The sequence below is a fragment of the Micromonospora sp. C51 genome (assembly GCF_018070435.1).
Classification (GTDB): Bacteria; Actinomycetota; Actinomycetes; order Mycobacteriales; family Micromonosporaceae; genus Micromonospora; species Micromonospora sediminimaris.
In genome coordinates this window covers 19,277-42,554 of the sequence record NZ_JAGPXQ010000027.1, presented here as the reverse complement: position 1 = coordinate 42,554, position 23,278 = coordinate 19,277, and the positions used below count along the sequence as shown (strand labels likewise).

General features: G+C 71.5%; 17 protein-coding genes. 8 read left to right on the top strand and 9 right to left on the bottom strand.

The window, feature by feature from the left end:
* Window positions 1-7 precede the first annotated feature (7 nt).
* From KBX50_RS22915 to KBX50_RS22895, 5 genes are all read right to left on the bottom strand, one after another.
* Complete coding sequence (locus tag KBX50_RS22915) at window positions 8-2,482, bottom strand: AAA family ATPase (RefSeq protein ID WP_210939670.1); 2,475 nt, start codon at window positions 2,480-2,482, stop codon at window positions 8-10.
* Window positions 2,482-3,630 carry an exonuclease SbcCD subunit D gene (locus KBX50_RS22910; RefSeq protein ID WP_210939669.1) on the bottom strand — a complete coding sequence of 383 codons (1,149 nt, stop codon included), beginning with the start codon at window positions 3,628-3,630 and terminating at the stop codon, window positions 2,482-2,484. The genes KBX50_RS22915 and KBX50_RS22910 overlap by 1 nt, the downstream gene beginning before the upstream one ends.
* 16 nt (window positions 3,631-3,646) lie before the next feature.
* Entirely contained in the window at window positions 3,647-5,398 is a 1,752-nt protein-coding gene (locus KBX50_RS22905) for an ATP-binding protein (protein ID WP_210939668.1), read from the bottom strand.
* Window positions 5,399-5,628: 230 nt separating this feature from the next.
* Complete coding sequence (locus KBX50_RS22900; protein ID WP_210939667.1) at window positions 5,629-7,935, bottom strand: hypothetical protein; 2,307 nt, start codon at window positions 7,933-7,935, stop codon at window positions 5,629-5,631.
* 82 nt (window positions 7,936-8,017) lie between these two features.
* Window positions 8,018-8,764: a pyrimidine reductase family protein gene (locus KBX50_RS22895; protein WP_210939666.1), complete on the bottom strand. Its 747-nt coding sequence runs from the start codon at window positions 8,762-8,764 to the stop codon at window positions 8,018-8,020.
* Between the two features lie 151 nt (window positions 8,765-8,915).
* Here KBX50_RS22895 and KBX50_RS22890 point away from each other — a divergent pair, with 151 nt between their 5' ends.
* From KBX50_RS22890 to KBX50_RS22865, 6 genes are all read left to right on the top strand, one after another.
* A complete protein-coding gene (locus KBX50_RS22890) occupies window positions 8,916-9,461 on the top strand; it encodes a plasmid pRiA4b ORF-3 family protein (protein WP_210939665.1) in 546 nt (181 codons plus the stop codon).
* Between the two features lie 266 nt (window positions 9,462-9,727).
* Window positions 9,728-11,017 (top strand): ABC transporter substrate-binding protein, encoded by a 1,290-nt coding sequence (locus KBX50_RS22885; RefSeq protein ID WP_210939664.1) that lies wholly within the window; start codon window positions 9,728-9,730, stop codon window positions 11,015-11,017.
* Between the two features lie 189 nt (window positions 11,018-11,206).
* Window positions 11,207-12,175, top strand: a complete 969-nt coding sequence (locus tag KBX50_RS22880) for a carbohydrate ABC transporter permease (RefSeq protein ID WP_210939663.1) — start codon at window positions 11,207-11,209, stop codon at window positions 12,173-12,175.
* A gap of 10 nt (window positions 12,176-12,185) precedes the next feature.
* Window positions 12,186-13,028 (top strand): carbohydrate ABC transporter permease, encoded by an 843-nt coding sequence (locus tag KBX50_RS22875; RefSeq protein ID WP_093402872.1) that lies wholly within the window; start codon window positions 12,186-12,188, stop codon window positions 13,026-13,028.
* The gene (locus KBX50_RS22870; RefSeq protein ID WP_210939662.1) at window positions 13,025-14,458 is read left to right on the top strand and encodes a GH1 family beta-glucosidase; all 1,434 of its coding nucleotides are present in this window, start codon (window positions 13,025-13,027) and stop codon (window positions 14,456-14,458) included. Before KBX50_RS22875 ends, KBX50_RS22870 begins: the two co-directional genes overlap by 4 nt.
* Window positions 14,459-14,540: 82 nt before the next feature.
* Window positions 14,541-15,587 carry a LacI family DNA-binding transcriptional regulator gene (locus KBX50_RS22865; protein ID WP_093402874.1) on the top strand — a complete coding sequence of 349 codons (1,047 nt, stop codon included), beginning with the start codon at window positions 14,541-14,543 and terminating at the stop codon, window positions 15,585-15,587.
* A gap of 384 nt (window positions 15,588-15,971) precedes the next feature.
* Here KBX50_RS22865 and KBX50_RS22860 read toward each other — a convergent pair whose 3' ends face one another.
* A complete protein-coding gene (locus tag KBX50_RS22860) occupies window positions 15,972-17,192 on the bottom strand; it encodes an acyl-CoA dehydrogenase family protein (RefSeq protein ID WP_093402875.1) in 1,221 nt (406 codons plus the stop codon).
* Window positions 17,192-18,244: a phosphotransferase family protein gene (locus KBX50_RS22855; RefSeq protein ID WP_210939661.1), complete on the bottom strand. Its 1,053-nt coding sequence runs from the start codon at window positions 18,242-18,244 to the stop codon at window positions 17,192-17,194. Before KBX50_RS22855 ends, KBX50_RS22860 begins: the two co-directional genes overlap by 1 nt.
* 148 nt (window positions 18,245-18,392) lie before the next feature.
* Between KBX50_RS22855 and KBX50_RS22850 the strand changes: the two genes are divergently transcribed.
* Together KBX50_RS22850 and KBX50_RS22845 are read left to right on the top strand one after the other, a co-directional pair.
* The gene (locus KBX50_RS22850; RefSeq protein ID WP_093403185.1) at window positions 18,393-19,094 is read left to right on the top strand and encodes an amino acid-binding protein; all 702 of its coding nucleotides are present in this window, start codon (window positions 18,393-18,395) and stop codon (window positions 19,092-19,094) included.
* Window positions 19,095-19,195: 101 nt separating this feature from the next.
* On the top strand, window positions 19,196-20,257 hold the full coding sequence (locus tag KBX50_RS22845; RefSeq protein WP_210939660.1) for a GNAT family N-acetyltransferase: 1,062 nt from the start codon (window positions 19,196-19,198) through the stop codon (window positions 20,255-20,257).
* Window positions 20,258-20,355: 98 nt separating this feature from the next.
* On the opposite strand, the gene KBX50_RS22840 is transcribed toward KBX50_RS22845, so the two are convergent.
* A complete protein-coding gene (locus tag KBX50_RS22840) occupies window positions 20,356-21,924 on the bottom strand; it encodes an aldehyde dehydrogenase family protein (protein WP_210939659.1) in 1,569 nt (522 codons plus the stop codon).
* 349 nt (window positions 21,925-22,273) lie between these two features.
* Window positions 22,274-23,017, bottom strand: coding sequence for an LPXTG cell wall anchor domain-containing protein (locus KBX50_RS22835; protein WP_210939657.1), 744 nt, complete (start codon window positions 23,015-23,017; stop codon window positions 22,274-22,276).
* Window positions 23,018-23,278: the final 261 nt, after the last annotated feature.

The window sequence follows — 23,278 nt, the reverse complement described above, 5'->3', positions numbered from 1 at the left end:
GTCCGCATCACCGGCCGGTCCGTTCCACCCGGGCCGAGCGGGCGTCCTTGTGCACCTCGAAGCGGACCGGGATCCGCTCGGCCAGCGCCGGCACGTGGGTGACCACCCCGACCATCCGGTCACCCCGGGCGGCGAGATTTTCCAACGTGGCGGCGACCGTGTCGAGGGTGGCCGCGTCGAGGGTGCCGAAACCCTCGTCCAACACGATCGACTCCAGGCTGGCCGCGGTGGTGGACATCCCGGCCAGCTGCTCGGACAACGCCAGCGCCAGCGCCAGCGACGCCTGGAACGTCTCACCGCCGGAGAGTGTCCGCACCCCGCGACGCAGCCCGGCGTCGTGGTGGTCGACCACGAAGAACTCGCCCTTGTCGTGGACCAGGTCGTACTGACCGCCGGAGAGTTCCCGCAGGATCCCCGACGCACCGTCGACCAGCAGATCCAGCGCCTCGGCCAGCAACCACCGCTCGAAGTTGTTCGCCCGCAGGTGCCCCGCCAACGCCCGAGCCACCTGCGCCGCGCGCTCGTGCCCGGCCCGCTGCTCCCGCAGCGCCCCGGCCTGCTCGCGCCGCTCGGTCAGCCGGCGTAGCTCGGCCTCGGCCCGCTCCACCGCGACGGTGGCGGCGCGCACCGGGTCGTCCGGGGCGGGCAGCCCGGCGTCGGCGAAGATGCCGGCGATGCGGTCCGCCGCCACGCCGGCCGCCGTCTCGGCCTCGACCACGGCTCTGGCCAGCCCGTCCCGCTCCGACCGGCGGTGCTGCGCCTGGTCCCGCGCCCACTCGGCCAACGTGGTCCAGGCAGCGGCGACATCGTCGCGGTCGGTGGCCGGTGGCCCGAAGCGGGCCACCGCGTCACGGGCGCCGTCGAAGCGGCGCCACGCCGTCCGCAGCCGATCCTGCGCCGCCTCCACCGCCGCCCGAGCCCGCCTGGCGGCGTCCCGGCCGGCACGGACCGCCGTGGTCGCCTCGTCCAGCCCCTGCCGCAGCCGGGCCAGCTCCGTCAACCGCGCCCGCAGCGCCTCGGCGGTGGCCGCCCCGGCCAGCCGCTCATCCAGCTCGGCGAGTCGGGCCCGCAGCCCGTCATGTTCGGTACGGGCGCGCAGCAGCACCCGCTCCAGGTCACGCGCGGCAGGGTCCCGCTCGGCGACGACCTTCCTGGCCGCCTCGCTCGCCGCCCGGGCCGCCTTGCCGGCCGCCACCGCCCTGGCCACCGCCGAGCCGGCCGGAATCGCCGGCACCCGGGCCACCGTCTGCTCGCAGACCGGGCAGGCGTCCCCGTCGGTCAGGTGGGCCCGCAACGCCGTCGCCTGATCGGCGGTCTTCGCCTCCTCGTGCGCCTGGAACGCCGCCGCCAGTTCCGCCTCGGCACGCTCCGCCGCCGCCTGCGCCCCGGTGAGTGCCCGCACCGCCGCGTCGTGCTCGACGCCGGCCGCCTCCAGCCCGGCTTGCACCTGCTCCGCCTGAGCGGACAACTGCTCCCGGTCCGCGTACGCCCGCAGCAGCATCCGCAGGGCGCTCTCGTCGCCGGCGGCGGCCAACTCGCCGCGCAGCTTCTCCTCGCGCTCCTCGGCCAGGGACACCGCGGTCGCCGCCGCGTCGGACTCGGCCCGCGTCGCGGTCACCGCCCGGGCCACCTCGGCCACCCCGTCCGGCGCTCGGACCTCGTCCAGCGCGGCCAGTTCGGCGTCGAGCGTGGCCAGCGCCGCGTTGGCCTCCCGCACCGTCGTGCGGGCCGCTTCCAGCTCCGGTACGGCGGCGGTCACCGACCCGGCCAGCTCCCGCATCCGGTCGACCTGACCGGTGGCCCGTTCCAGCGCGTCGTCGTCGACGTCGGCCAGCCCGGCGAGCAGCTGATCGACCGCCTCCAGCTTCGCCTCCGCCTGCCCGGCCCGGGTGGTGGCCCGCTGTTGCACCTGCTCGTACACGCCGAGACCGAGCAGGTTGACCAGGATCTGCTGCCGGGTGGCCGGGCGGGCGTGCAGGAAGTCGGCGAACTGGCCCTGCGGCAGCACCACGCAGCTGGTGAACTGCTCGTACGGCAGACCGACCGCCGCCAGCACGGCGGCGTCCATCTCCGCCGGGGTGCCGGCGACCACCTCGCCGAGGTCCTCCGGACTGAGCCCGGTGTCCAGCTTGGTGACGTCGAACCCCTCCGGCATCAGCTGCAAGCCGGCACCGGCGGTCTTGACGTTGCCCCGGCTGTCCCGACGCACCACCCGGGTGGCGACGTAGCGGGCACCGCCGGACTCGAAGACCAGTCGGACCCGTGCCTCGGTGGCCGACGGCGCGAGCGCGTTGCCCAGCCCGCGGGTACCACCCCACCGGGGCACCGTGCCGTACAGCGCGAAGCAGATCGCGTCGAGCACCGTCGACTTGCCCGAACCGGTCGGCCCGACCAGGGCGAAGAAGTCCGCGTCGGTGAAGTCGATTGTGGTGTCGTCGCGGAAGACGGTGAAACCGGCCAGGTCCAGCCGCATCGGCCGCATCAGTGATCGACCTCCTCGAGCAGCTCGTCGAAGAGTTCCCGGACGCCCTCGTCGGCATGCCCCCGGCTGTCCAGGTAGTCGGCGAACAACTGCCGGGGCGAGCGGCCGGACCGTTGGGCCACCCGGGTGCCGGTGCCGGGTGCCGGCACCAGCTCCGGGTCGATCCGGATCTCCAGGGCCCGGGGCAGCAACTGCTGTACCTCCTCGCGCAGGCCGGCGCGGGGCTGTTCGCGCACGTACACCCGCAGCCAACCCTCCGGCGCAGTGATCTCGGCGAGTTGGGCGAGGGTGCCGCGTACGGTGCGCAGCGCGGTCGCCGCGGTCACCGGTTCCTCCCGGATCCGCGCCGCCGTGGTCGCGGTGACCTCGACCAGGGTCACCGCCGGGACGTTCTCCTGCTCGCCGAAGTCGACCGCGAGCGGGGCACCGCTGTAGCGGATCGGGCACGGCCCCTGCACCCGCTGGGCGCGGTGCAGGTGCCCGAGCGCCACGTAGTGGGCGGTACCGGGAAAGACCGAGGCGGGCACCGCGTAACCCATGATGGTGTGCGCGTCCCGTTCGCCGCCGCCGGTGGCCGCGCCGACCACCGTCAGGTGGGCGGTCACCAGGTGCACCCGGTCCGGCTCGTCGAAACCCTCGGTCAGCCGGGCCAGGATGCGGCCCAGATGGTCGGCGTACGTCTGGGTGGTCTCGGCGGCGGTCAGCTCGTACATCTCCACCGCGCGGACCGCGTACCGCTGGGACAGGAACGGCAGGGCGGCCAGCCGCCAGCGTTCCCCGCCGGCGGTGGTGCCGTCGATGACGTGTTCGGCCGGGTCCTCCCGTACGCCGCCGCGCAGGGTGATGCCGGCAGCCTCGGCCCACGGGCGCAGCGCGTCCAGGGCCGGACCGTTGTCGTGGTTGCCGCCGATCGCCACCACGTCCGCGCCGGTGCGGCGCAGCGCGGTCAACGCCCGGGTGACCAGGCGGGTCGCCTCCGGGGTCGGTGCCGCCGTGTCGTAGAGGTCACCGGCGATGACGACCAGGTCGGGCCGCTCCCGGCGGGCGATCTCGACGACTCCGGCCAGCACCTGCTTGTGCTCCTCGGCCCGCGACTGCCCCTTGAGGACCTTGCCCACGTGCCAGTCGGAGGTGTGCAGGATCTTCATTGACCAAGCCTCTGCGCTAGAACGGGATGTCGTCGTCGGCGCCGCCGCCGGAGCCGACGACCGCGAACGGATCGGCGGACTGGGTGATCGACCGCAGGGTCTGTGACGGCGCGGCCCCCGCCTCGGAGACCCGGGTCGCCCAGGCGGGGAACGGGAACTCCAGACAGAGCGGCACCGGGATGTCCGGCTGGTTGACGAACATCGTGCCCGGCTTGGCCAGCAGCGCGCGTTGCCGCTGGGCGGGTGGGAGGAAACCGTACTCCGGGCGGGACGCCTCGGCCGGATCCAGCCGGCCCACCACCCGGATGGCCGAGTTGGTGACGATGCGTCGTTCCACCTCACTGGCGGTCTGCTGCGCGCCGATCAGGATCACCCCGAGCGAACGGCCCCGCTCGGCGATGTCGAGCAGCACCTCCTTGATCGGGGAGGAACCCTCCCGGGGGGCGTACTTGTTCAGCTCGTCGAGCACCACGAACAGCAACGGCTTGGCGGTGCCGGCCTTCTCCTTACGCTCGAACTCGCTCTTGAGCGTCACACCGACCACGAAACGTTGCGCCCGGTCCGGCAGGTTGTGCAGGTCCACGACGGTGACCTGGGCGCTCTCGGCGGTGTTGATGCTGTGCGGGCGGCGGGTGGCCAGATCGCCGCGGATCAGCCGGGACAGGTCCTTCTTGCTGCCGATCAACCGGCGGGCGAACGCGTTCACCGTGCCCAGCCCCACCGCGCTGCCCGCCCAGTCGCCGCGCGTCTCGTCGTCGCTGAGCTGCTCGACGACGTGGTCGACCAGGTCGCCGTAGCTGCCCAACCGGACACCGTCGATGCTGACGCCGCCGTCAGCGGGCTGGGCGTACCGGGCCAGGTGGGCGGCCACGGAGTGGACCACCATCGTGTACTGCTGGCGTTCGTCGTCGGCGTCGGCGAAGACGTACGGCAGCAGGCGGTCCGCGCAGAACTCGGTGAGCGTCCAGTAGAAGCTGTCCACGCCGGTGAGCCGACTGCTCACGTCCGGTGTGCCGGACGAGTCACCGACCCGGGGCGGCGCGTAGACCCGTACGTCGGGGAAGGCGTCCGCGGCCAGGCCGAGCCGGGCGTACGCGGCCCGGGTCGGGTCGTCGAGCCGGGCGTTCGGGTGGTCGAGGAAGAGCAGGTCCTCGCCCTTCACGTTGAAGATCAGCGCCTTGGCGTTGACCGCGTCACCGCCGAGCTGCCCGGAGCGGAACACCGAGTAGAGCAGGAAGGTGGCGAAGCTGGTCTTGGTGGCCACCCCGGAGATGCCGGAGATCGACACGTGCGCCCCCCGACTGCCGTCGAGGAAGTCGGCGTTCAGATAGACCGGGACGCCGTCCCGGCCGGTGCCCATCGGGATGCGCCGCTCCATCCGGTCGAAGTGCAGCGCCCGGGCTCGGGCATCGCCTTCGGCCCGGTGCACCACGGCACCCGGCTGCGGCGGCACGTAGAACTCGGGATCGACCCGGGTGGTGGTGATCTCGGCGGCCTCCTGCACCATCGCCGGCAGTGTGCCGTCGGCGATGGCGAAGACGTCGGAGTCGAACTGCGCGCCCTCGTGCCGCGCCCGGACCTGGGTGACCACCCCGGCGATGGTCACCGGCTCCCGGTCGGGCAACTCCCGCCGAGTGACCACCACGTCGTCGAGCTGGAGATAGCTGCCCGGGGCGACCGCCGTCCAGAACTGCAGGGGAGTGGCGTCGGCGGTGCCCAGCACCCGGCCCACCCCCTCGCCCGGGCCGTCGAACCCCTGGTCGGTCATCGGGCAACTCCGCTCGGTTGGTCGTCGCGGTCGGCACACACGCCCTGCATCCTGCCGGAGGAGTACGACAGGCCGCCACGCGACGCGGCGCAGGCCACGTAACGACATCGCGCCGAACGCGCACGGCGATCGGGTTCTGACCGCGAGTGTCCGGGCTTCGTGCGTCAAGCCGCCAAGCCCGCCGGGGCACTCAAGCCGCCATGCCGCGAGGTCGCGGAGCCGCTGGACCGTCAGGGCGTCGGGTGCGGGCTGGTACCGGTGGCGGGCCGTAACCGACCGGCCAGGTCCCGCACGGCCGCCTCGTACGCCTCGTCGGTGTGGTACGGCCAGTGTCGGTTGACCGGCGGCGGGACGGTGTCGTCGGGCGGCACGGTGAGGCCACGTGGGTCGCGGAGCCGACGGTCGACCGTGCCGGCGGGCACGGTGACGTGTCGCCGCTGCCCCGGGCGGTGGGCGGAGAAGATCGGCCCACCGACCGAGTCGGTGTCCCGCCACAGGTTCACCCACCGCCACCCGATCCGGTCGCCGAGTTCCGTCAGGATCGGGTCGCCGAAGAAGGCCGGGCACAGGCGCGCGTACACCCGGTGCAGGGGGCTGCCATGGGTCAGCAGCGCCACCCGGGGCAGCGCCCGGGACGGCAACTGGAGCAGGGTCGCGGCAGCCAGTACCGAGCCGTGGCTGTGCCCGGAGAGGATCACACCACCGTGGTCGGTCAGCGCGGCGACCCGCTTGGCCAGTTCCGGCACCGCCCGCTCCGCATAGCAGGGCGGCGCGAACGGGTGCACCGTACGCGGCCAGAAGGTGCCGAGGTCCCAGATCGCCGCCACCGTGCGCCGGGTCTCCTCGGAGCGGTAGGAGAACAGCCCGAGCACCACGATGCCGAGCCCGACCAGGCCGATGACGTAGATCCCCACATCGGTCACGAGTGCCAGGTCAGTGGCGGCCTGATCACTGGTACCGGCCAGTTGCTTACTGAGTTCCGCAGGCCCGATGCCGATCAGGTCCAGGCCGACGACGGCGACGCCGACCACCGACAGCACCAGGAAAACGGTGAGCACCGGCCCCAGATGCTCGGCGATCGCGGACCGGGCGACGATCTCCCGTACGTCGGCGCGTCGAGGCAGCGCCTCCGGCGGCGGATCGGGGAAGTCCCGCCGGACGATCTCCTCGGCCATCCGGCGTCGCTGCCGCCGGGTAGCCGCGATCCGCCAGAGCGCCGTCGCGGCGACGACCACGACCGTGATCAGGCCGGCCAGGGCCGCCCAGCGGTAGGAGACCGGTGGTTCCAGCGGTGGCGCGCCGGACCGGTCCAACCGGGCCGGATTCGGAATGTCGCCTCGGTCGAGCAGGTCGGCGACCCGGTAGACGAGCGCGGCGGCGAATCCGTACGAGACAGCGACCGCCATGGCGGCGAAGACCGGGGTGGCGAGCCCACCCAGCCACGACGAGCCGGCCGCCGGACTGCGTCGGCGCTGGTGCAGCGTCGCCGCGACGAGCGCGCCGAGCAGGACGGCCTGGACTGCCACCAGACCAGCCACCGCTGCCTCGTGGCCGGGCAACTGTCCGTGCGGCGTCTCCGGCTCCACCGCCACCGCGCTGTAGGTGAGCGTCAGCACGGTGAGGGCGAGGGCACCGATCCGCAGCGGCCGGACGCCGCGCAGGTTCACCGGCCCCCGACCCTGGCCGGCCGGCACGGTGCGCGCCGGCCGGAGAAGCAGGACCACACAGGTGGCCAGCAGCATCAGGGTCACACCGAAGAGCAGGTGGACGGCGGGCGTGGGATGGAGGTGGACCAGCGCGGCGAGCAGGCTCGCGTCGAGCACGCCCAGCCCGACCGCGACGTGGACCGCGCGCAACCGGTGCACCACGAGCGCGTCGTTCCAGAAGCCCGGGCTGTCGATGCGGTCCTCGCCACCGCTGGTGCGATCCTGCCCCCGGGCGGCCGGGAACGCCTCGAACACCCGGGCCGACCGTTCGCCGAGCCACCAGAGCAGCCGCAGGGCACCGATCGGCACCAGGGCGAGCAGCGCCAGGCGAGGCCCGAGCGGCAGGTGGCCCAGCCAGGACAGGTATCCGCGTCCGCGCAGGCAGGGCTGATAGGGAACACACTGCCAGCCGACGAGGTCGACGGTCACGCCCAACACGGAGAGCGTGAACGCGGCGGTCAGGGTGGCGGCGAGCAGCCGGCACAGCGGACCGATCACACCGCCGGCCCCACCGGTCGCCGGCCGCGTCCACACGGCGAGATTGACCAGCATGAACGGCAACAGGAACAGCAGCGACGCGGTACGCACGGCGCCGCCGGCGGTCAGCGCCCCCCAGCGGTACGCCTCAACCCGTAGCGCCTGCGGCCGGTCGCTGACGCCGAAGCCGGGCCGGGGGCGGTAGAAGCCGGCGTTGTCGTCGCCGGCGACCCTGGTCACGACCGGATGGTCCAGCAGTGTTTCGGCGGCGGCTCCGGAGACCCCGTGGACCCGAAGCTCGACAACCTCGTACGCCACGTCTCCGCCCTCCGGCAGCCGCCGATACCGGTTCACGGTAGTGAGCTGACCTGTGCTTTCGTGGCCTTTCGGGCAACTCCTGGGACGGCGGCCGGAGCGGTGGTGGCGGACCAGCCGGTCAGTGCCGGGCGTGGCGGAGCAGCAGGGTGCCGTCGTCGGCGCGAAGGACGTGTCGCAGCGGCAGGCGCCGGGCGGGACTCGGGTCGCCGGCGGTGATCCGGCCGGGCCCGGCTCCGGCGAGCAGCGGCGCGATCGAGAGGCACACCTCGTCGACCAGGTCGGCGGCGGTGAGAGCGCCGAACAGGTGCGGACCGCCCTCGCAGAGCAGTTGACCGAGCCCGCGACGGCGCAGGTCGGCCAACCCCGCGACCAGGTCGACCCGGTCCTCGCCGTGGCGTACCACATCGGCGACCGCGGTCAGGCCGGGCGGTGCCGCCGCGTCCCGGCGGGTCAGCACCACGGGGCGCACGGGGGCATCGGCGAAGGCGGCCTGGGCCGGATCGAGGTCGAGCGAGCCGGAGACCACGACCAGGGTCGGATACTCGGTCAGCCCGTGCGCACGCCGCCAGGCCCGGCGTCGCTCGTCGAGCCGGATGGCCCGGTAACCCTCGTGGCGCAGTGTGCCGGCGGCCACCAGCAGCGCGTCGCAGAGCATCCGGAGCAGTCCGAAGACCCGTTTGTCGGGCGCGCCGGACAGCCCGGCCGAGTAGCCGTCGAGACTGACCGCGCCGTCGACGCTGGTCACGAAGTTCATCCGCAGGTGCGGCTGCTCGGCGCGGCCGTACCGGGCGATCAGCGTGTCGTCGTCCACGGGCTCGGGTGACGGGTCCGGCCAGAGGACGGAAATCGGTGCTCTGTCGCTCATTCGCCGGCCGGACCGGTGACGGGAGGGGTGGGTCGGGGGGTACGGTGCTGGCAGTCGCACCAGTTCCGGCCCGGGCAGTCGTCGTGCCGCCGCGCCCGGCACGCTCGGCAGATCATGCTCGCAGCCTATGCCGAGGGAGGATGGGACACCCATGCCGCGTCAGATCTTCCAGCTGAGGATGTCCCTGTCCGGGGTTCGTCCGGCGATCTGGCGCCGGGTGCTGGTACCCGGCGGTTACACCCTGGACCGGCTGCACCGGGTGGTGCAGCACGCGATGGGCTGGCGGGACTGTCACCTGCACTCGTTCGAGATCGACGGCGTGCAGTACGGCGAGCCCGACCCCGACGGCGAGTTGGCCCTGCACGACGAGTTGGACGTCCGGCTGGACGCGGTGGTCGGCAAGGGCAGCCGGTTCCACTACACGTACGACTTCGGCGACTGGTGGGAGCACGACCTGCTGGTGGAGGACGCCCTGACCGCCGAGGCGGACGAGCGCTATCCGCGCTGCCTCGACGGGGAGCGGGCCTGCCCACCGGAGGACGTCGGCGGGCCACAGGGCTACCTGGTGCTGCTCGCCGCGTTGGCCGAGCCGGGCCGTCCGGAGCATCGGACGATGCGGGACTGGGTGGGTGCCGACTTCGACCCGGCGGCTTTCGACGCCGGCCGGGTGGACACGCTGCTGCGCCGTCTCTGCTGAACCCCGCTTCCGGATCCCAACCAAACTGCCTTTCCCGATTGTTTGCCGGGTCAAACGAGCTGCGTGGTAACGATCTGGGATCGCTCCCACTGGACTATTGACACTCCCGACACCTGCCGGCAATCTCATGGGAGCGTTCCCAAGAGGCGTGGATCACATGGCGCGCGCTTGGGCGCTGACCCCGGCTGACGCAGTCGGGGCCGGCAGGCGCTGCGGCACCCCCCACCACAGACAAAAGCAGCCTCACCATCGAAAGAGGGGTCAGGATGAGCCTCACCACGCGGCGTTCCCGCATGGCGGCAGCCACCCTGGCCGCGATCACCGCCATCGGCGGCCTCGCGGCCTGCGGCAATGACGACGACACGCCGGCTGAGGGCGAGAAGCCCGCGAAGCTGGTCGTCGACACCTTCGGCGAGTTCGGCTACGACGAGCTCGTCAAGCAGTACGAGCAGCAGACCGGCATCAAGATCGAGCTGCGCAAGACCGCGCAGCTCGGCGAGTACCGGCCGAAGCTGGTCCGTTACCTCGCCACCGGCAAGGGCGCGGCCGACGTGACCGCCCTGGAAGAGGGCATCCTCAACGAGTTCAAGGCCAACCCGCGCAACTGGGCCGACCTGACTCCGCTGGTGTCGTCCGAGATCACCGACGACTACCTGCCCTGGAAGTGGGAGCTGGGCAAGGCGCCGGACGGTCGGCTGATCGGCCTGCCGACCGACGTCGGCAGCCTCGCGGTCTGCTACCGCAAGGACCTGTTCGAGGCCGCCGGCCTGCCCACCGATCGGGAGGCGGTCTCGGCGCTCTGGCCGGACTGGAACGGCTTCCACCAGGCTGGCCAGAAGTACAAGCAGGCCACCGGCAAGGCGTTCGTCGACTCGATCACCGCCGTCTCCAACGGCGTGCTGTTCCAGCAGGGCAGCGACCTGTTCTACGACAAGGAGAACAACATCATCGCGGACTCCAGCCCCGCGGTGAAGTCTGCCTGGGACACCGCCACCTCGATGGTGGACATCTCCGCCAAGGCGTCCACCTGGTCGCCCGAGTGGTCCGGTGGCTTCAAGCAGGGCACCTTCGCGGCCACCTTCTGCCCGTCCTGGATGCTCGGCATCGTCGCGGACAACTCCGGTGAGGAGAACAAGGGCAAGTGGGACGTGGCGGCCGTGCCGGGCGGCGGCGGTAACTGGGGCGGCTCGTGGCTGGCCGTGCCGGAGCAGAGCAAGTACCCGGAGGAGGCGGCGAAGCTCGCCGAGTTCCTGACCAACGCCACCAGCCAGGTGGAGGCCTTCAAGGCCAAGGGCCCGCTGCCCACCAACCTGGAGGCGCTGAAGAACGAGGCCTTCCTCAGCTACACCAACGAGTACTTCAGCAACGCGCCGACCGGCAAGATCTTCGGCGAGAGCGTCGCCCAGATCCAGCCGATCCACCTGGGCCCGAAGCACCAGGCGGTCAAGGAGAACGCGTTCGAGCCGGCGATGCGGGCGTTCGAGAACGGGCAGGCCAGCAAGGATGCGGCCTGGGAGCAGTTCACCAAGGACGCGCAGACCCAGGGCGTCTTCTGAGTGATTCCCTTCCGGTGGCGTTCGGGACTACCCGGACGCCACCGGTCGGTCCCCACCGCGCAGCATCCTGCGCGAGGGCCCCCGGGCCTCGCTGGAAAAGGAAACTCGAATGAGCGAGCGTAAGCGAGCGAATCATCACCTCAGTGCCGTGGTGTCTCGTGGCGGCACGGAGCGCAGCGGAGTGTCGTCATGAGCCTGTCGGCCACGACGGCGCCGCCGTCGCCAGCAGCACCACCCCCCGATGTCCCCGCCCGGCGCCGCCGGGGCTATCTCTTCAACCGCCTGGATCTCAAGTACTCCCCGTACCTCTACATCGCGCCGTTCTTCCTGATCTTCGGAGCCTTCGGGCTGTACCCGATGCTGCGCACCGCCTGGATGTCGCTGCACGACTGGGACATGGTCGGCGAGCACACGTTCATCGGGCTCGACAACTACACCGAGTTGATCTCGGACGAATACTTCTGGAACGCGCTGGTCAACACGTTCGGCATCTTCGCCCTGTCGACCATCCCGCAGCTGCTGATGGCACTGTTCCTGGCGAACCTGCTCAACCAGACCCTGCTGCGCGCCAAGACCTTCTTCCGGATGGCCATCTTCGTGCCGAACGTGGTTTCGGTGGCCGCCGTCGCGATCGTCTTCGGCATGCTGTTCCAGCGCGACTTCGGCCTGTTCAACTGGCTGCTCGGCCTCGTCGGGGTGGACCAGATCGACTGGCGTGCGCAGGAGTGGAGTTCCTGGACCGCGATCGCCACGATGGTCAACTGGCGGTGGACCGGCTACAACACCCTGATCCTGCTCGCCGGCATGCAGGCCATCCCGAAGGATCTGTACGAGGCGGCCGCGATCGACGGGGCCAGCCCGTGGCGGCAGTTCTGGCAGATCACCCTGCCGATGCTCAAGCCCACCTTCATCTTCGTGGTCATCCTCTCCACGATCGGCGGCATGCAGCTGTTCACCGAGCCGCTGCTCTTCGGCAACGGCAGCATCATCGGCGGCAACCAGCGGGAGTACCAGACGCTGGCGATGTACATGTACGAGAAGGGCATCTACAACCTGAGTACCGCAGGTTACGGAGCCGCGGTCGCCTGGGCGATCTTCATGATCATCGTCCTCGTGTCGCTGATCAATTTCATCCTCGTCCGCCGCGCGGCCAAGTGAGGAGAGATCGATGATCTCGGCTTCAAAGCGCCTGTGGCGCACCAGTCCACTGACCTACATGGCGCTCGTCCTGGCGGCGCTGCTGTCGATCTACCCCTTCTACTACATGATCGTGATCGGCACCCGGAGCCTGGAGTCGATCAACGACGTGCCACCGCCGATGACCCCGGCCGGCGCGTTCGGTGACAACTTCGGGCGGGTGCTCGACAACGACGCGGCCAACTTCCTCAAGGGCCTGATGAACTCGATCATCGTCTCGTCGGTGGTCACCGTGTCGGTGGTGCTCACCGGCTCCCTGGCCGGCTTCGCCTTCGCGAAGCTGCGCTTCCGCGGTCGCAACGTACTGCTGCTGGCGATCATCGTCACCATGATGATCCCGACCCAGATGGGCCTCATCCCGCTCTGGAGCATGATGCAGTCGCTGGGGTGGTACGACACCCTCTACGCGGTGACCGTGCCGTTCCTGGTCAGCGCCTTCGGTGTCTTCATGATGCGGCAGTACGCGAGCCAGGCGATCTCCGACGAGCTGATCGAGGCCGGGCGCGTCGACGGTGCCAGTACCTTCCGGATCTACTGGAACATCGTGCTGCCCGCGCTGCGCCCAGCGGCCGGCGTGCTCGGTCTGCTCACCTTCATGGAGACCTGGAACTCCTTCCTCTGGCCGTACGCGATCCTCACCCCGGAGAACCCGACCCTGCAGGTCTCGCTCTCCTTCCTCTCGTACGCCTACTACACGGACTATTCCCAGGTCTTCGCCGCCACGGCGGTCGGCACCATCCCGCTGGTGCTCGTCTTTCTTCTCTTCGGCCGCCAGATCATCGGCGGGATCATGGAAGGTGCAGTCAAGTCGTGAGCAACCCCGCCACCCCGCCCGCCGTCGGCGTCCTCGACGAGCGTCCGCCACTGACCTTCCCGCCCGGCTTCCTCTGGGGCGCGGCGACCGCCGCGTACCAGATCGAGGGCGCGGCGAACGAGGGCGGTCGGACCGCGTCGATCTGGGACACCTTCAGCCACACCGAGGGTCGGACGGTCGCCGGGCACACCGGCGACGTCGCCTGCGACCACTACCACCGACTCAGCGACGACGTCCGGCTGATGGCCGAGCTGGGGCTGAAGTCGTACCGGTTCTCGGTGTCCTGGCCCCGGGTGCAGCCGGGCGGGTCGGGTCCGGCGAACGCCGAAGGGCTCGACTTCTACCAGCGGCTGGTCGACGAGTTGCTGGCCAACGGAATCGAGCCCTGGCTCACCCTCTACCACTGGGACCTCCCGCAGGAGTTGGAGGACGCCGGTGGCTGGCCGGCCCGGGACACCGCCGCCCGGTTCGCCGACTACTCCCTGTTGGTGGCCGACGCGCTGGGCGACCGGGTGAAGTACTGGACGACGCTCAACGAGCCCTGGTGCTCGGCCTTCCTCGGGTACGGCTCCGGGGTGCACGCCCCGGGCCGCTCCGACGGGGCCGACGCGGTCCGTGCCGGACATCACCTGATGCTCGGCCACGGGCTCGCCGTGCAGGCGCTGCGTACGGCGGTGCCGCAGGCGCAGCTCGGGGTGACCCTCAACCTGTACCCGGTCACCCCGGCCAGCGACACGCCGGGCGACGTTGACGCGGCCCGGCGGATCGACGCGCTGGCCAACCGGTTCTTCCTCGATCCGATCCTGCGCGGCGCCTACCCGGACGACCTGGTGGCCGATCTGGTGAAGGTGACCGACTTCAGCCACGTTCACGACGGTGATCTGGCCACCATCTCCACTCCGTTGGACGTGGTGGGCGTCAACTACTACAGCCGGCACGTGGTGGCCGCGCCGATCCCCGGCGAGCAGCCGGAGGCCTACTGGCGGGACCAGGCCTGCTGGCCGGGCAGCGAGGACGTCCGGTTCGTCACCCGGGGGGTCCCGGTGACCGACATGAACTGGGAGATCGACGCTCCCGGGCTGGTGGAGACGCTGCGTCGGGTTCACGAGGAGTACACGGACCTTCCGCTCTACGTGACCGAAAACGGCTCGGCCTTCGTCGACGAGGTCGTCGAGGGCCAGGTCGACGATGTCGACCGGCTGGCCTATTTCGACGCCCACCTGCGCGCCTCCCACGAGGCGATCAGCGCGGGCGTCCCCCTGCGGGGATACTTCGCCTGGTCGCTGATGGATAATTTCGAGTGGGCCTGGGGCTACACGAAGCGGTTCGGCATGATCTACGTCGACTACGACAAGCAGACCCGCATCCCCAAGTCCAGTGCCAGGTGGTACGCGGAGGTGATCCGACGCAACGGTCTGGCCGCACAATAGGGCGATGGCCAGCCAGTAACGGGCGGCCCGGCACCAGCGCTGGTGAAGGTGCCGGGGCCGCCTGACGTCGGAGGAGCAGACGATGACAACGCAGCGCACCCGGTCGCTCGGGCGGCCGACGCTCGACGCGGTTGCCGCCCGCGCCGGAGTGGGCCGCGGCACGGTCTCCCGCGTGGTCAACGGCTCCCCGCAGGTGAGTCCGGAGGCCCGGGCCGCCGTGCAACAGGCCATTGCCGAACTGGGGTACGTACCCAACCGCGCGGCTCGGGCGCTGGTCACCCAGCGGACCGACTCGGTGGCCCTGGTGGTCAGCGAGTCCGGCGAGCGGATCTTCGCCGAGCCGTTCTTCGCCGGCATCGTCCGGGGGATCAGCTCCGCTCTGCTGGAGACGCCGTTGCAGCTCTGGCTGGCCATGGCCCAGTCGCCGCTGGAGCGGGAACGGGTCGAGCACCACCTGACCAACCAGCACATCGACGGCGTACTGCTGCTGTCGCTGCACGACGACGATCCGCTGCCCACCCTGCTGGAGGAGCGTGGCCTGCCCACCGTGCTCGGCGGGCGGCCCGCGCGGATGCTGCACCCCGAGGCGCAGCCCGCCTCGTTCGTCGACGTCAACAACGCCGGTGGGGCACGGCAGGCCGTCGAGTACCTCGCCGGTCGGGGGCGGCGGCGCATCGCCACCATCGCCGGCCCCCAGGACATGGGCGCCGGGCTGGCCCGGCTGTCCGGCTATCGGGATGCGGTCCGCACCGCCGGGTTCGGCGTCAACCCCGACCTGATCGCGTACGGCGACTTCAGCGAGGAGAGCGGGGCGACGGCGATGCGGGGGCTGCTGGAGCGCTGCCCTGACCTGGACGCCGTCTTCGTGGCCGCCGATCTGATGGCCTTCGGCGCGATGCGGACGCTGCGGGAGGCCGGCCGTCGGGTGCCGCAGGACGTGGCCGTGGTCGGCTTCGGCGACGAGCCGATCGCCCGGCAGGCCAACCCGCCACTGACGTCGGTGTTCCAGCCGGTGGAGGAGATGGGCCGGCAGATGGCGAGGCTGCTGGTCGACCGGATCCGCGGCGACGAGCTTGCCACTCCACACGTCGTCCTGGACACCCAGTTCGTCGAGCGCGCCTCCGCCTGAACCACGCGGCAGCCGGCGGACCTTGCTTCGGCGGACGGGTCGGCGCGGGCGGGTGTTGGCGGCGGGCCCGTACGCGGGCCGGCGCGTGCTCAGCTACCGATAACTCTCCGCACATCTGACGCTGTGTCACTGATCCCCGGTAGCCCTCATTGCCACCTCGCACGCTTTGCTCTGCTTCAACCCACGCACTACTGCCTGACCAGCGGTAACGCTGAGGCGGGATTCGGCCATCGGCTCGGCGTGGCTGCTGAGCGTGACTGTTGCGTCGGTTGAAGCAGAGCAAGGGGGTGGCACAGCGGGGTCTGGGGGAGCGGTGAAGGCCACGGAAAGTCACGTCGGAGGGCTTGCCGGACGCGGGTCTGATCATCGGGCGGGCGGCGGTGCTCAGGCGGGGGCGGTCCAGCGGCGAAGCTCGCGCTTGGCGAGGCTGTTGCGGTGCACCTCGTCGGGACCGTCGGCGAGGCGCAGCGTGCGGGCCTGGGCCCAGAGCGCGGCGAGAGGAGTGTCCTGGCTGACCCCGGCCGCGCCGTACGCCTGGATGGCCTTGTCGATGACCCACTCGGCCATCGCCGGTGTGGCGATCTTGATGGCCTGGATCTCGGTGTGTGCGCCCTTGTTGCCGACGGTGTCCATCAGCCAGGCCGTCTTGAGCACCAGCAGCCGGGCCTGTTCGATGCGGACCCGGGCCTCGGCGATCCACTCGCGTACCACGCCCTGCTCGGCGAGCGGGCGGCCGAAGGCGACCCGCTCGACGGCCCGACGGCAGAGCAGTTCCAACGCCCGCTCGGCCATCCCGATGAGGCGCATGCAGTGGTGGATCCGGCCGGGGCCGAGCCGGGCCTGGGCGATGGCGAAGCCGGTGCCCTCGGCACCGACCAGGTTCTCCGCTGGCACCCGTACGCTGTCGAAGTCGATCTCGGCGTGCCCGCCGTGCGAGGCGTCGCTGTAGCCGAAGACCCGCATGCCCCGACGGACGGTGACCCCGGGAGTGTCGCGGGGGACGAGGATCATGCTCTGCTGGCGGTGCCGGTCGGCGTCCGGGTCGGTCTTGCCCATCACGATGAGGATCTCGCAGGCCGGGTCCATCGCGCCGGAGGACCACCACTTGCGGCCGTCGACGACGTAGTGGTCACCGTCGCGGCGGATCGACGTGGCGATGTTCGTCGCGTCGGAGGAGGCCACGTCGGGCTCGGTCATGCAGAACGCGGAGCGGATCTCGCCGGCCAGCAGGGGTGTGAGCCAGCGTTCCTGCTGGGCGGGGGAGCCGAACTCGGCGAGCAGTTCCATGTTGCCGGTGTCCGGCGCGGCGCAGTTGAGCGCCTCCGCGGCGAGGTGCGGGCTGCGGCCGGTCAGTTCGGCCAGCGGGGCGTACTGGAGATTGGTCAGCCCGGCACCGTGGCGCGGATCGGGCAGGAAGAGGTTCCACAGGCCGCGTCGGCGCGCCTCGGCCTTCAGCTCGGCCAGCACCGGCGGGCGGGCCCACGGGTCACCGGCCGCGGCCACCTGGGCGGCGTGCACCGGCTCGGCCGGGTACACGTGCCGCTCCAGGAAATCGGTCAGCTCCGTGCGCAGCTGCTCGGTCCGGGCGTCGTACGCGAAGTCCATCAGGTCTCCCTCACCGCGGTCAGTCCGTGTGCGACCAGCGGGGCGACGAGGCCACCGATGGTGTCGAAGCCCTCGCCGAGGGTCTGGCCGAGGGTGTGCCGGTAGTGGATGCCCTCGCAGATGACGGCGAGTTTGAAGCAGCCCAGTGCGATGTGCCAGTGCAGGGGACCGACGTCGACGTCGCTGCGCCCGGCGTACCGGGCTATCAGCTCGGCACCGCTGGGGAAGCCGGCGCGCGGGCCGAGACCGTCGGCGACGGGGTTTCCGTCGGAGGCCGCACTGCCGCCGAGCACGTCCCAGTACGTCAGCAACAGACCCAGGTCGGCCAGCGGGTCGCCGAGGGTGGCCATCTCCCAGTCCAGCACCGCCGTCACCGTCACCGGGTCGACGGTGGCGAGCAGATTGTCCAGCCGGAAGTCCCCGTGCACGATCCGACCGGCGTTGGCCCCCTCGGGCGCGGTGGCGGCGAGCCGGTCGCGCAGCTCGTCGATGCCGGGCAGCGGTCGGCTGCGGGAGCGGTCGAGCTGCCCGGACCAGCGGCGGACCTGCCGGGCCAGGAACCCTTCCGGGCGGCCGAAGTCAGCCAGGCCGACCGCTGCCGGCTCGACCGTGTGCAGCGCTGCCAGGGTGTCCATCATTGTCATGGCCAGCCCGTGTCGCTGCTCGCCGGTGAGTTGGTCGGTGCGGGAGCGGCTGCGGAACACCTCGCCCGGCACCCGCTCCATCAGGTAGAACGGCGCCCCCAGCACCTCCGGCTCGGGACAGAGCAGCAGGGCGCCGGGCACCGGGACGTCGGTCGGGGCGAGCGCCGAGATGACCCGGAATTCCCGGGTCATGTCGTGCGCGGTGGCCAGCACGTGCCCGAGCGGGGGACGACGCAGCACCATCTCCCGATCGCCGGCGTGCACCAGGTAGGTCAGGTTCGACCGGCCACCGGCGATCAGCTCGGCCCGTAACGGGCCGGCGGCCAGATCGGGGCGGTGCGCTGCCAGGTAGCCGCCGAGCCGGTCCAGATCCAGACCGGCGGGCGAGCCGGCGGTCGGTTCGGTCATCCGGACAGTTCATGGCAGCTCCGGCGGCTTGTCAAGGTCAGGTTTGACCCTCGGGACATGCCGCCGCAACAGGGACGAAATGGTCAACTGCCAGGCTGACACCAGCCTGCCGACCACTGTGTCGGCCCGCCGAGCGGAGGGGTTTGAGATGTTGCTGCGCGTTCGGGTCACCCTGCCGGACCGTCCTGGCACGCTCGGTCAGGTCGCGCGCACTCTCGGCGTGTCCGGGGCGGACATCGTCCAGGTGGTCGTGCTGGAACGCCTCGGCGGGCGGGCGGTCGACGACTTCACGGTGGTATGGCCGGGCGTCGCGCGGGTGGAGCGCCTGCTGGCCGGCCTGGCGGCGATCCCCGGCGTACGGGTGGACGGGGTCTGGCGGGCGATCGGCGCGCCCACCACCACCGGCCAGGACGCCGAGCTGCTGGCCCAGGTCGCCGCCAACCCGGCCGACGGACTGGCGACCCTTGTCGACGCGGTACCCGGGCTGCTCGCCGCCGACTGGTCCGTCGCCGCGATGGTGCCGGTGGACTGGGCATCGCGTACCGGAGGGGGCGGTGCGACGGTCGGGCACGCCAGTTGGCGTACCCCGGTGCCGCCCATGCTGCCGGAGGTCACCCCGTTGCGCGCCCGGTCGATGACCGCGCCCGACGGCGGCCATTTCGCGGTCGCACCGTTCGGTCGGGCCGGGCTGGTGCTGGTGGTGTCCCGCGAGCACAGCGAGACCCTCACGCCGGCCGCCTTCCACTCCACCGAGGTGGACCGGCTCGCCCAGCTGGTCCGGGCCTGCGCCGTGATCCTCGGTGACCGGCTCGACCTGGTCGGCGCTCCGCCGGTCAGCGCCAAACCGTGAGCCGTTGTGACGCAGACCGCAGGGCCGATCGCGGCTGGACATGGTGAGGCAACCGACCGGCAACAGCCGCGGACGAGGGTGGCAGGCGAAGGGAGGCAACGATGACGCTGTGGCGGATCCGAGCCACCGTGGACGACCGACCGGGTTACCTGTCGGTGCTCACGGCGAGCCTCGCGTTGCGTGGAGTCAACATCCTCACCGTGCAGGTGCACACCACCGAGCAGGGTGCCGTCGATGATTTCCTCGTCGACGCGCCGGACACCCTCGACGAGGCGGGACTGCTCGCCGCGGTCGAGCGGGGCCGGGGGCGGGACTGCTGGGTGGCGCGCAGCGAGGCGCGTGGCCTGGCCGACCAGCCGACCCGGGTGCTCGGGCTGGCGACGCGGCTGGTGCACGACCCGGACGCGACCGGTGAGGTGCTACGGGCCCTGCTCGGCGCCGACGAAGTGACCTGGCGGGCCGCGCCGGCCCTGGCCCGGCCCGGGATCGACGGGATGACGATGCTGCTGGCCGACCCGAACGGCGGGTCGTACACCCTGCGCCGGGTCGCGCCGAGCTTCACTCCGGCCGAGTACGCCCGGGCCCAGGCGCTGCTCGAACTGGGTGCCACCGCCGCCCGGCGCAGCACCGAACAGGTCACCGTGGTCCTGCCCGACGGGGCCGAGCTGACCGTACGCCCCGCCGTCGCGGAGGACCTGACGGCCGTGGTCGAGTTGCACCAGGCCTGCTCGGTGCGCAGCCGGCAGCGCCGTTACCTCGGCGGTGCGGTTATTCCCTCCCCGGCCCGACTGCGTCGGCTCCTGGAGCCGGCCCGAGGGCTGACCCTGGTCGCCGCGACGACCGGCTCCGGCGGGGCGGCGGAGTCGGTCGTCGCGATGGCGAACCTGCTCGCCGAGGGCGACGAGGCCGAGGTGGCGCTGTTGGTACGCGACGACTGGCAGCGCCGTGGGCTGGGCTCGACGCTGCTGCGTCGGTTGACCCGGCAGGCCGAGTCGGCCGGTTACGCGGCGATGGTGCTGCACGTCCAGGCGGACAACGCGCCGATGCTGCGTACCCTGCGCCGGTTGTCCCGGCCGACGACCGTCCAGCGGGACGGCGCTCTGCTGACCATGACCGTGCCGTTGGCCGCCGAGGCGCCGGCGCCGGCGAAGAGCGCCGGCTGACGGCTCAGACGACCGACCTCCGGTGCGGAGGCCGGTGAGGTGGGCAGGATTCCCGGTGCGGGGGTCCTGCCCACCGCGTGCCTCCTGACCGGATGCGGTCAGATGTTCGGAGGTAGGGCGGTGCGGTCCTGGAAGTTGCCGTAGAGGTGGTCGTCCTCGCTCACGGTGACGGCCTGGACCAGCAGATCCCCACCGACGAAGGCACCCTTCCAGGAAGCGCCCCGGCCGCCGAACGGCTCCTGCCGGTCGCCCCGGGAGCGGGGTCGGTTGATGCCCACCTTGAAGGCTTGCAGGTCGCCTGCCAGCTTCGCCGCCTCGTCGGTGTCGTCGCAGGCGAGGGAGGCCACCAGTGCGCCGTTGGAGGCGTTCATCTGGGCCAGCAACTCGTCGGTGGTGTCCACCACGACGATGGTGTCGACCGGGCCGAACGGCTCGGCGTGCATCAGCCGGGACCGGCCGGGCGGGGCGAGCAGCACCGACGGCGCGACGTACGCCGAGGTGTCCTGCCCGGGCAGGAACGGCGCGCCGTCGAGTCTGCCCCGGTACAACGGGACGGCGCCGCCCCGTACCGCCTCGTCGACCTTGCGGTGCAGCTCGTCGGCCTTGGCGGCGCTGATCAGCGGGCCGAAGTCCAGTTCCGGCAACGGGTCTCCGGCCTGCCAGGTCTCGCCGACCGCGAGCGGGTGCCCGAACCGGACCGAGCGGACCACCGGCAGGTACATGTCGAGGAACTCGTCGACCAGGTCCCGCTGGACCACGAACCGGGGGTACGCGGTGCAGCGCTGCTTGCCGTACTCGAAGCCCTTCTTGAGGTGGGCCGCGAGCAGGTCCCACTGGGAGAAGTTCCAGACTCCCCAGGCGTTGAGGCCCTCCTGCTCGATGAAGTGGCGCTTGTTCGAGTCGAGCAGCGCGGCGGCCACCTTGCCCCCGTTGGAGCGGCCACCGACGAACGCCACCGCGCCGATCTCCGGTGCCCGTACCAGCACCTCGGACAGCGCCTCACCGCTGCCGGAGAGCAGGGTGGCGGGCAGTCCGGCGCGATGCAGCAGCGCGTGCGCCACGGTGAGACAGACCGCGCCGCCCTGCGACGGCGTCTTGGCGATGACCGCGTTGCCGGCGAGCAGTTGCACCAGTTCGGCGTGCACCAGCACGCTCATCGGGTAGTTCCAGGAGGCGATGTTGCTGACCGGGCCGGGCAGCGGGGCGCGGCCGTCGGCGAGCATCCGATCGATCTCGTCGACGTACCAGCGCACCCCGTCGAGCGCGCGGTCCACGTCGGCGCAGGCCAGTCGCCACGGCTTGCCGATCTCCCAGACCAGCAGCAGGGCCAGCAGATCGCGGTGGGCGGTGAGGGCGTCCAGGGCGTCGGTGACCCGCGACCTGCGTTCGTCCAGCGGGGTCTCGGCCCAGCTGGCGTGGGCCGCGGCGGCGTGGGTGACCGCCTCGCGGGCGGTGGTCGCGTCAAGTCGCGGCAGGTTGACCAGCGCACTGTTGTCGACCGGGGTACGCGTCGGCGTGGGCGTGCCGCCGGTGCGCCACTCGCCGCCGACCAGGTTCCGCAAGGTGGTGGTGCCGTCGGCCGGGCGGTCGAACGCCTCACCGGTGGCGGCCACCGCCCGGGCGAGGGTGTCTGGCCAGGAGGTTCCGTCGGCGAGTCGTAGAGCCATCGCGATCTCCTCAGGTGGGCGGGGAGCGGCCATCGAGGGGTGCCGCCAGGTGCCGCGTACTGTCGCGTGCCGCCCAGCGCGACGGCAACAGTACGGTCCGTATCGCAGGACACCCGGGGCCAGCCGCTCCTCAATGGAGGGTTTGTCTCACCCTGACTCGATGCCCTTCACCTGCTGATTCCCGGTCTTGATATCTATCGATATCGATAGTGTGAACAATCCCCCTTTGTTACTGGCGAGTACGATCGCGGCTACCCGCCGGTAGCATCGCCCAGCGGGCGTCCACCCGCGCCCCCACGACGAGAACGGCCGCCGGAGCGATGCCGGCGGCCGTTCTCGAATGGTGCTGTCAGCTGGTGAAGGTGATTCCGTCACGTCGACGTCGCAGCGCGATCAGGGCGACACCGCCACCGATCAGGCCGACGCCGACCAGGGCCATGGTCGTCACCGCCGCGCCGGTGACCGGCAGGTTGCCGTCGCCGCCGCCGGTGCCGTCCGACGGGGTGTCCGACGACTCGGGGACCGTGGGCGTCGGCGTCGGCGACTCCGGGGTCGGCGATTCCGGAGTGGTGGGCGTCGGGGTCGGCGACGCCGAACTGGTTGGCGTGGGGGTCGGCGACTGCGGGGTCGGCTGGTCGGCGCAGGTGTGGCTGACATTGAAGCGGTCAGCCTGGCCGCTGATCGTGGCGCTACCGTTGACCAGCGTCCACCCGGCCGGGGTGAACAGATAGGCGTGGATAAGTCGGGACTCGTTCTGCCCAGCGGGGTAGAGCGCGTCCGGGTAGGCATCGCCGGCATCGGGCACGGTGACGTTGACCGTGCCGGAGCCGTTGTCGAAGGTCAGCGTCAGACTCTCGAAGCCGCCCGCGGACGGACCGCCGGGCAGGACGAAGTGCCAGCCGTCGTGGTCGGCAGGGCGGTCGGTGAACCTGGTGTCCGCGCACTGCTGTTGGAAGTCGGCCGCAGTGGAATCTTGGTGGGCCGAGTGGAGCGGAATGGTGCTGCTCGCCCAGGCCGGGGCGGCGAGGGCGAGGAGGGCCGTGGCGGCGACGCCGGAAACGGCCGCACGCGCCACGTGCCGACGCTGTGGCATGAGAATTCCTCCGGATCTCAGCGGGATGACGGCACATGCTCGCATCCGGCCGGCCGGTCCTGATCTCGGGCGAACGGTCTGACCTGGGCAGACGTGAAGCCGCGATCTGCCCGCGACGGTGTTTCCGGTGCTGTCCTCGCGCGTGTCGGTGTAACACCGCACGGCTTTCCGACGCCCGATGTCGCCGCCGAGCGGGCTTCCCAACCGTCGGTGCCCGGATTACATTGTCAACTATCCATGGGAGCGCTCCCGGTCCTGTTG

Excerpts from the sequence above, each read along its gene's own strand:
- KBX50_RS22910 (WP_210939669.1), bottom strand. The coding sequence starts at position 3,630 with ATGAAGATCCTGCACACCTCCGACTGGCACGTGGGCAAGGTCCTCAAG.
- KBX50_RS22850 (WP_093403185.1), top strand. The coding sequence starts at position 18,393 with ATGTTGCTGCGCGTTCGGGTCACCCTGCCGGACCGTCCTGGCACGCTC.
- KBX50_RS22895 (WP_210939666.1), bottom strand. The coding sequence starts at position 8,764 with ATGAGCGACAGAGCACCGATTTCCGTCCTCTGGCCGGACCCGTCACCC.
- KBX50_RS22855 (WP_210939661.1), bottom strand. The coding sequence starts at position 18,244 with ATGACCGAACCGACCGCCGGCTCGCCCGCCGGTCTGGATCTGGACCGG.
- KBX50_RS22860 (WP_093402875.1), bottom strand. The coding sequence starts at position 17,192 with ATGGACTTCGCGTACGACGCCCGGACCGAGCAGCTGCGCACGGAGCTG.
- KBX50_RS22865 (WP_093402874.1), top strand. The coding sequence starts at position 14,541 with ATGACAACGCAGCGCACCCGGTCGCTCGGGCGGCCGACGCTCGACGCG.
- KBX50_RS22840 (WP_210939659.1), bottom strand. The coding sequence starts at position 21,924 with ATGGCTCTACGACTCGCCGACGGAACCTCCTGGCCAGACACCCTCGCC.
- KBX50_RS22885 (WP_210939664.1), top strand. The coding sequence starts at position 9,728 with ATGAGCCTCACCACGCGGCGTTCCCGCATGGCGGCAGCCACCCTGGCC.
- KBX50_RS22915 (WP_210939670.1), bottom strand. The coding sequence starts at position 2,482 with ATGCGGCCGATGCGGCTGGACCTGGCCGGTTTCACCGTCTTCCGCGAC.
- KBX50_RS22835 (WP_210939657.1), bottom strand. The coding sequence starts at position 23,017 with ATGCCACAGCGTCGGCACGTGGCGCGTGCGGCCGTTTCCGGCGTCGCC.
- KBX50_RS22875 (WP_093402872.1), top strand. The coding sequence starts at position 12,186 with ATGATCTCGGCTTCAAAGCGCCTGTGGCGCACCAGTCCACTGACCTAC.
- KBX50_RS22845 (WP_210939660.1), top strand. The coding sequence starts at position 19,196 with ATGACGCTGTGGCGGATCCGAGCCACCGTGGACGACCGACCGGGTTAC.
- KBX50_RS22890 (WP_210939665.1), top strand. The coding sequence starts at position 8,916 with ATGCCGCGTCAGATCTTCCAGCTGAGGATGTCCCTGTCCGGGGTTCGT.
- KBX50_RS22905 (WP_210939668.1), bottom strand. The coding sequence starts at position 5,398 with ATGACCGACCAGGGGTTCGACGGCCCGGGCGAGGGGGTGGGCCGGGTG.
- KBX50_RS22880 (WP_210939663.1), top strand. The coding sequence starts at position 11,207 with ATGAGCCTGTCGGCCACGACGGCGCCGCCGTCGCCAGCAGCACCACCC.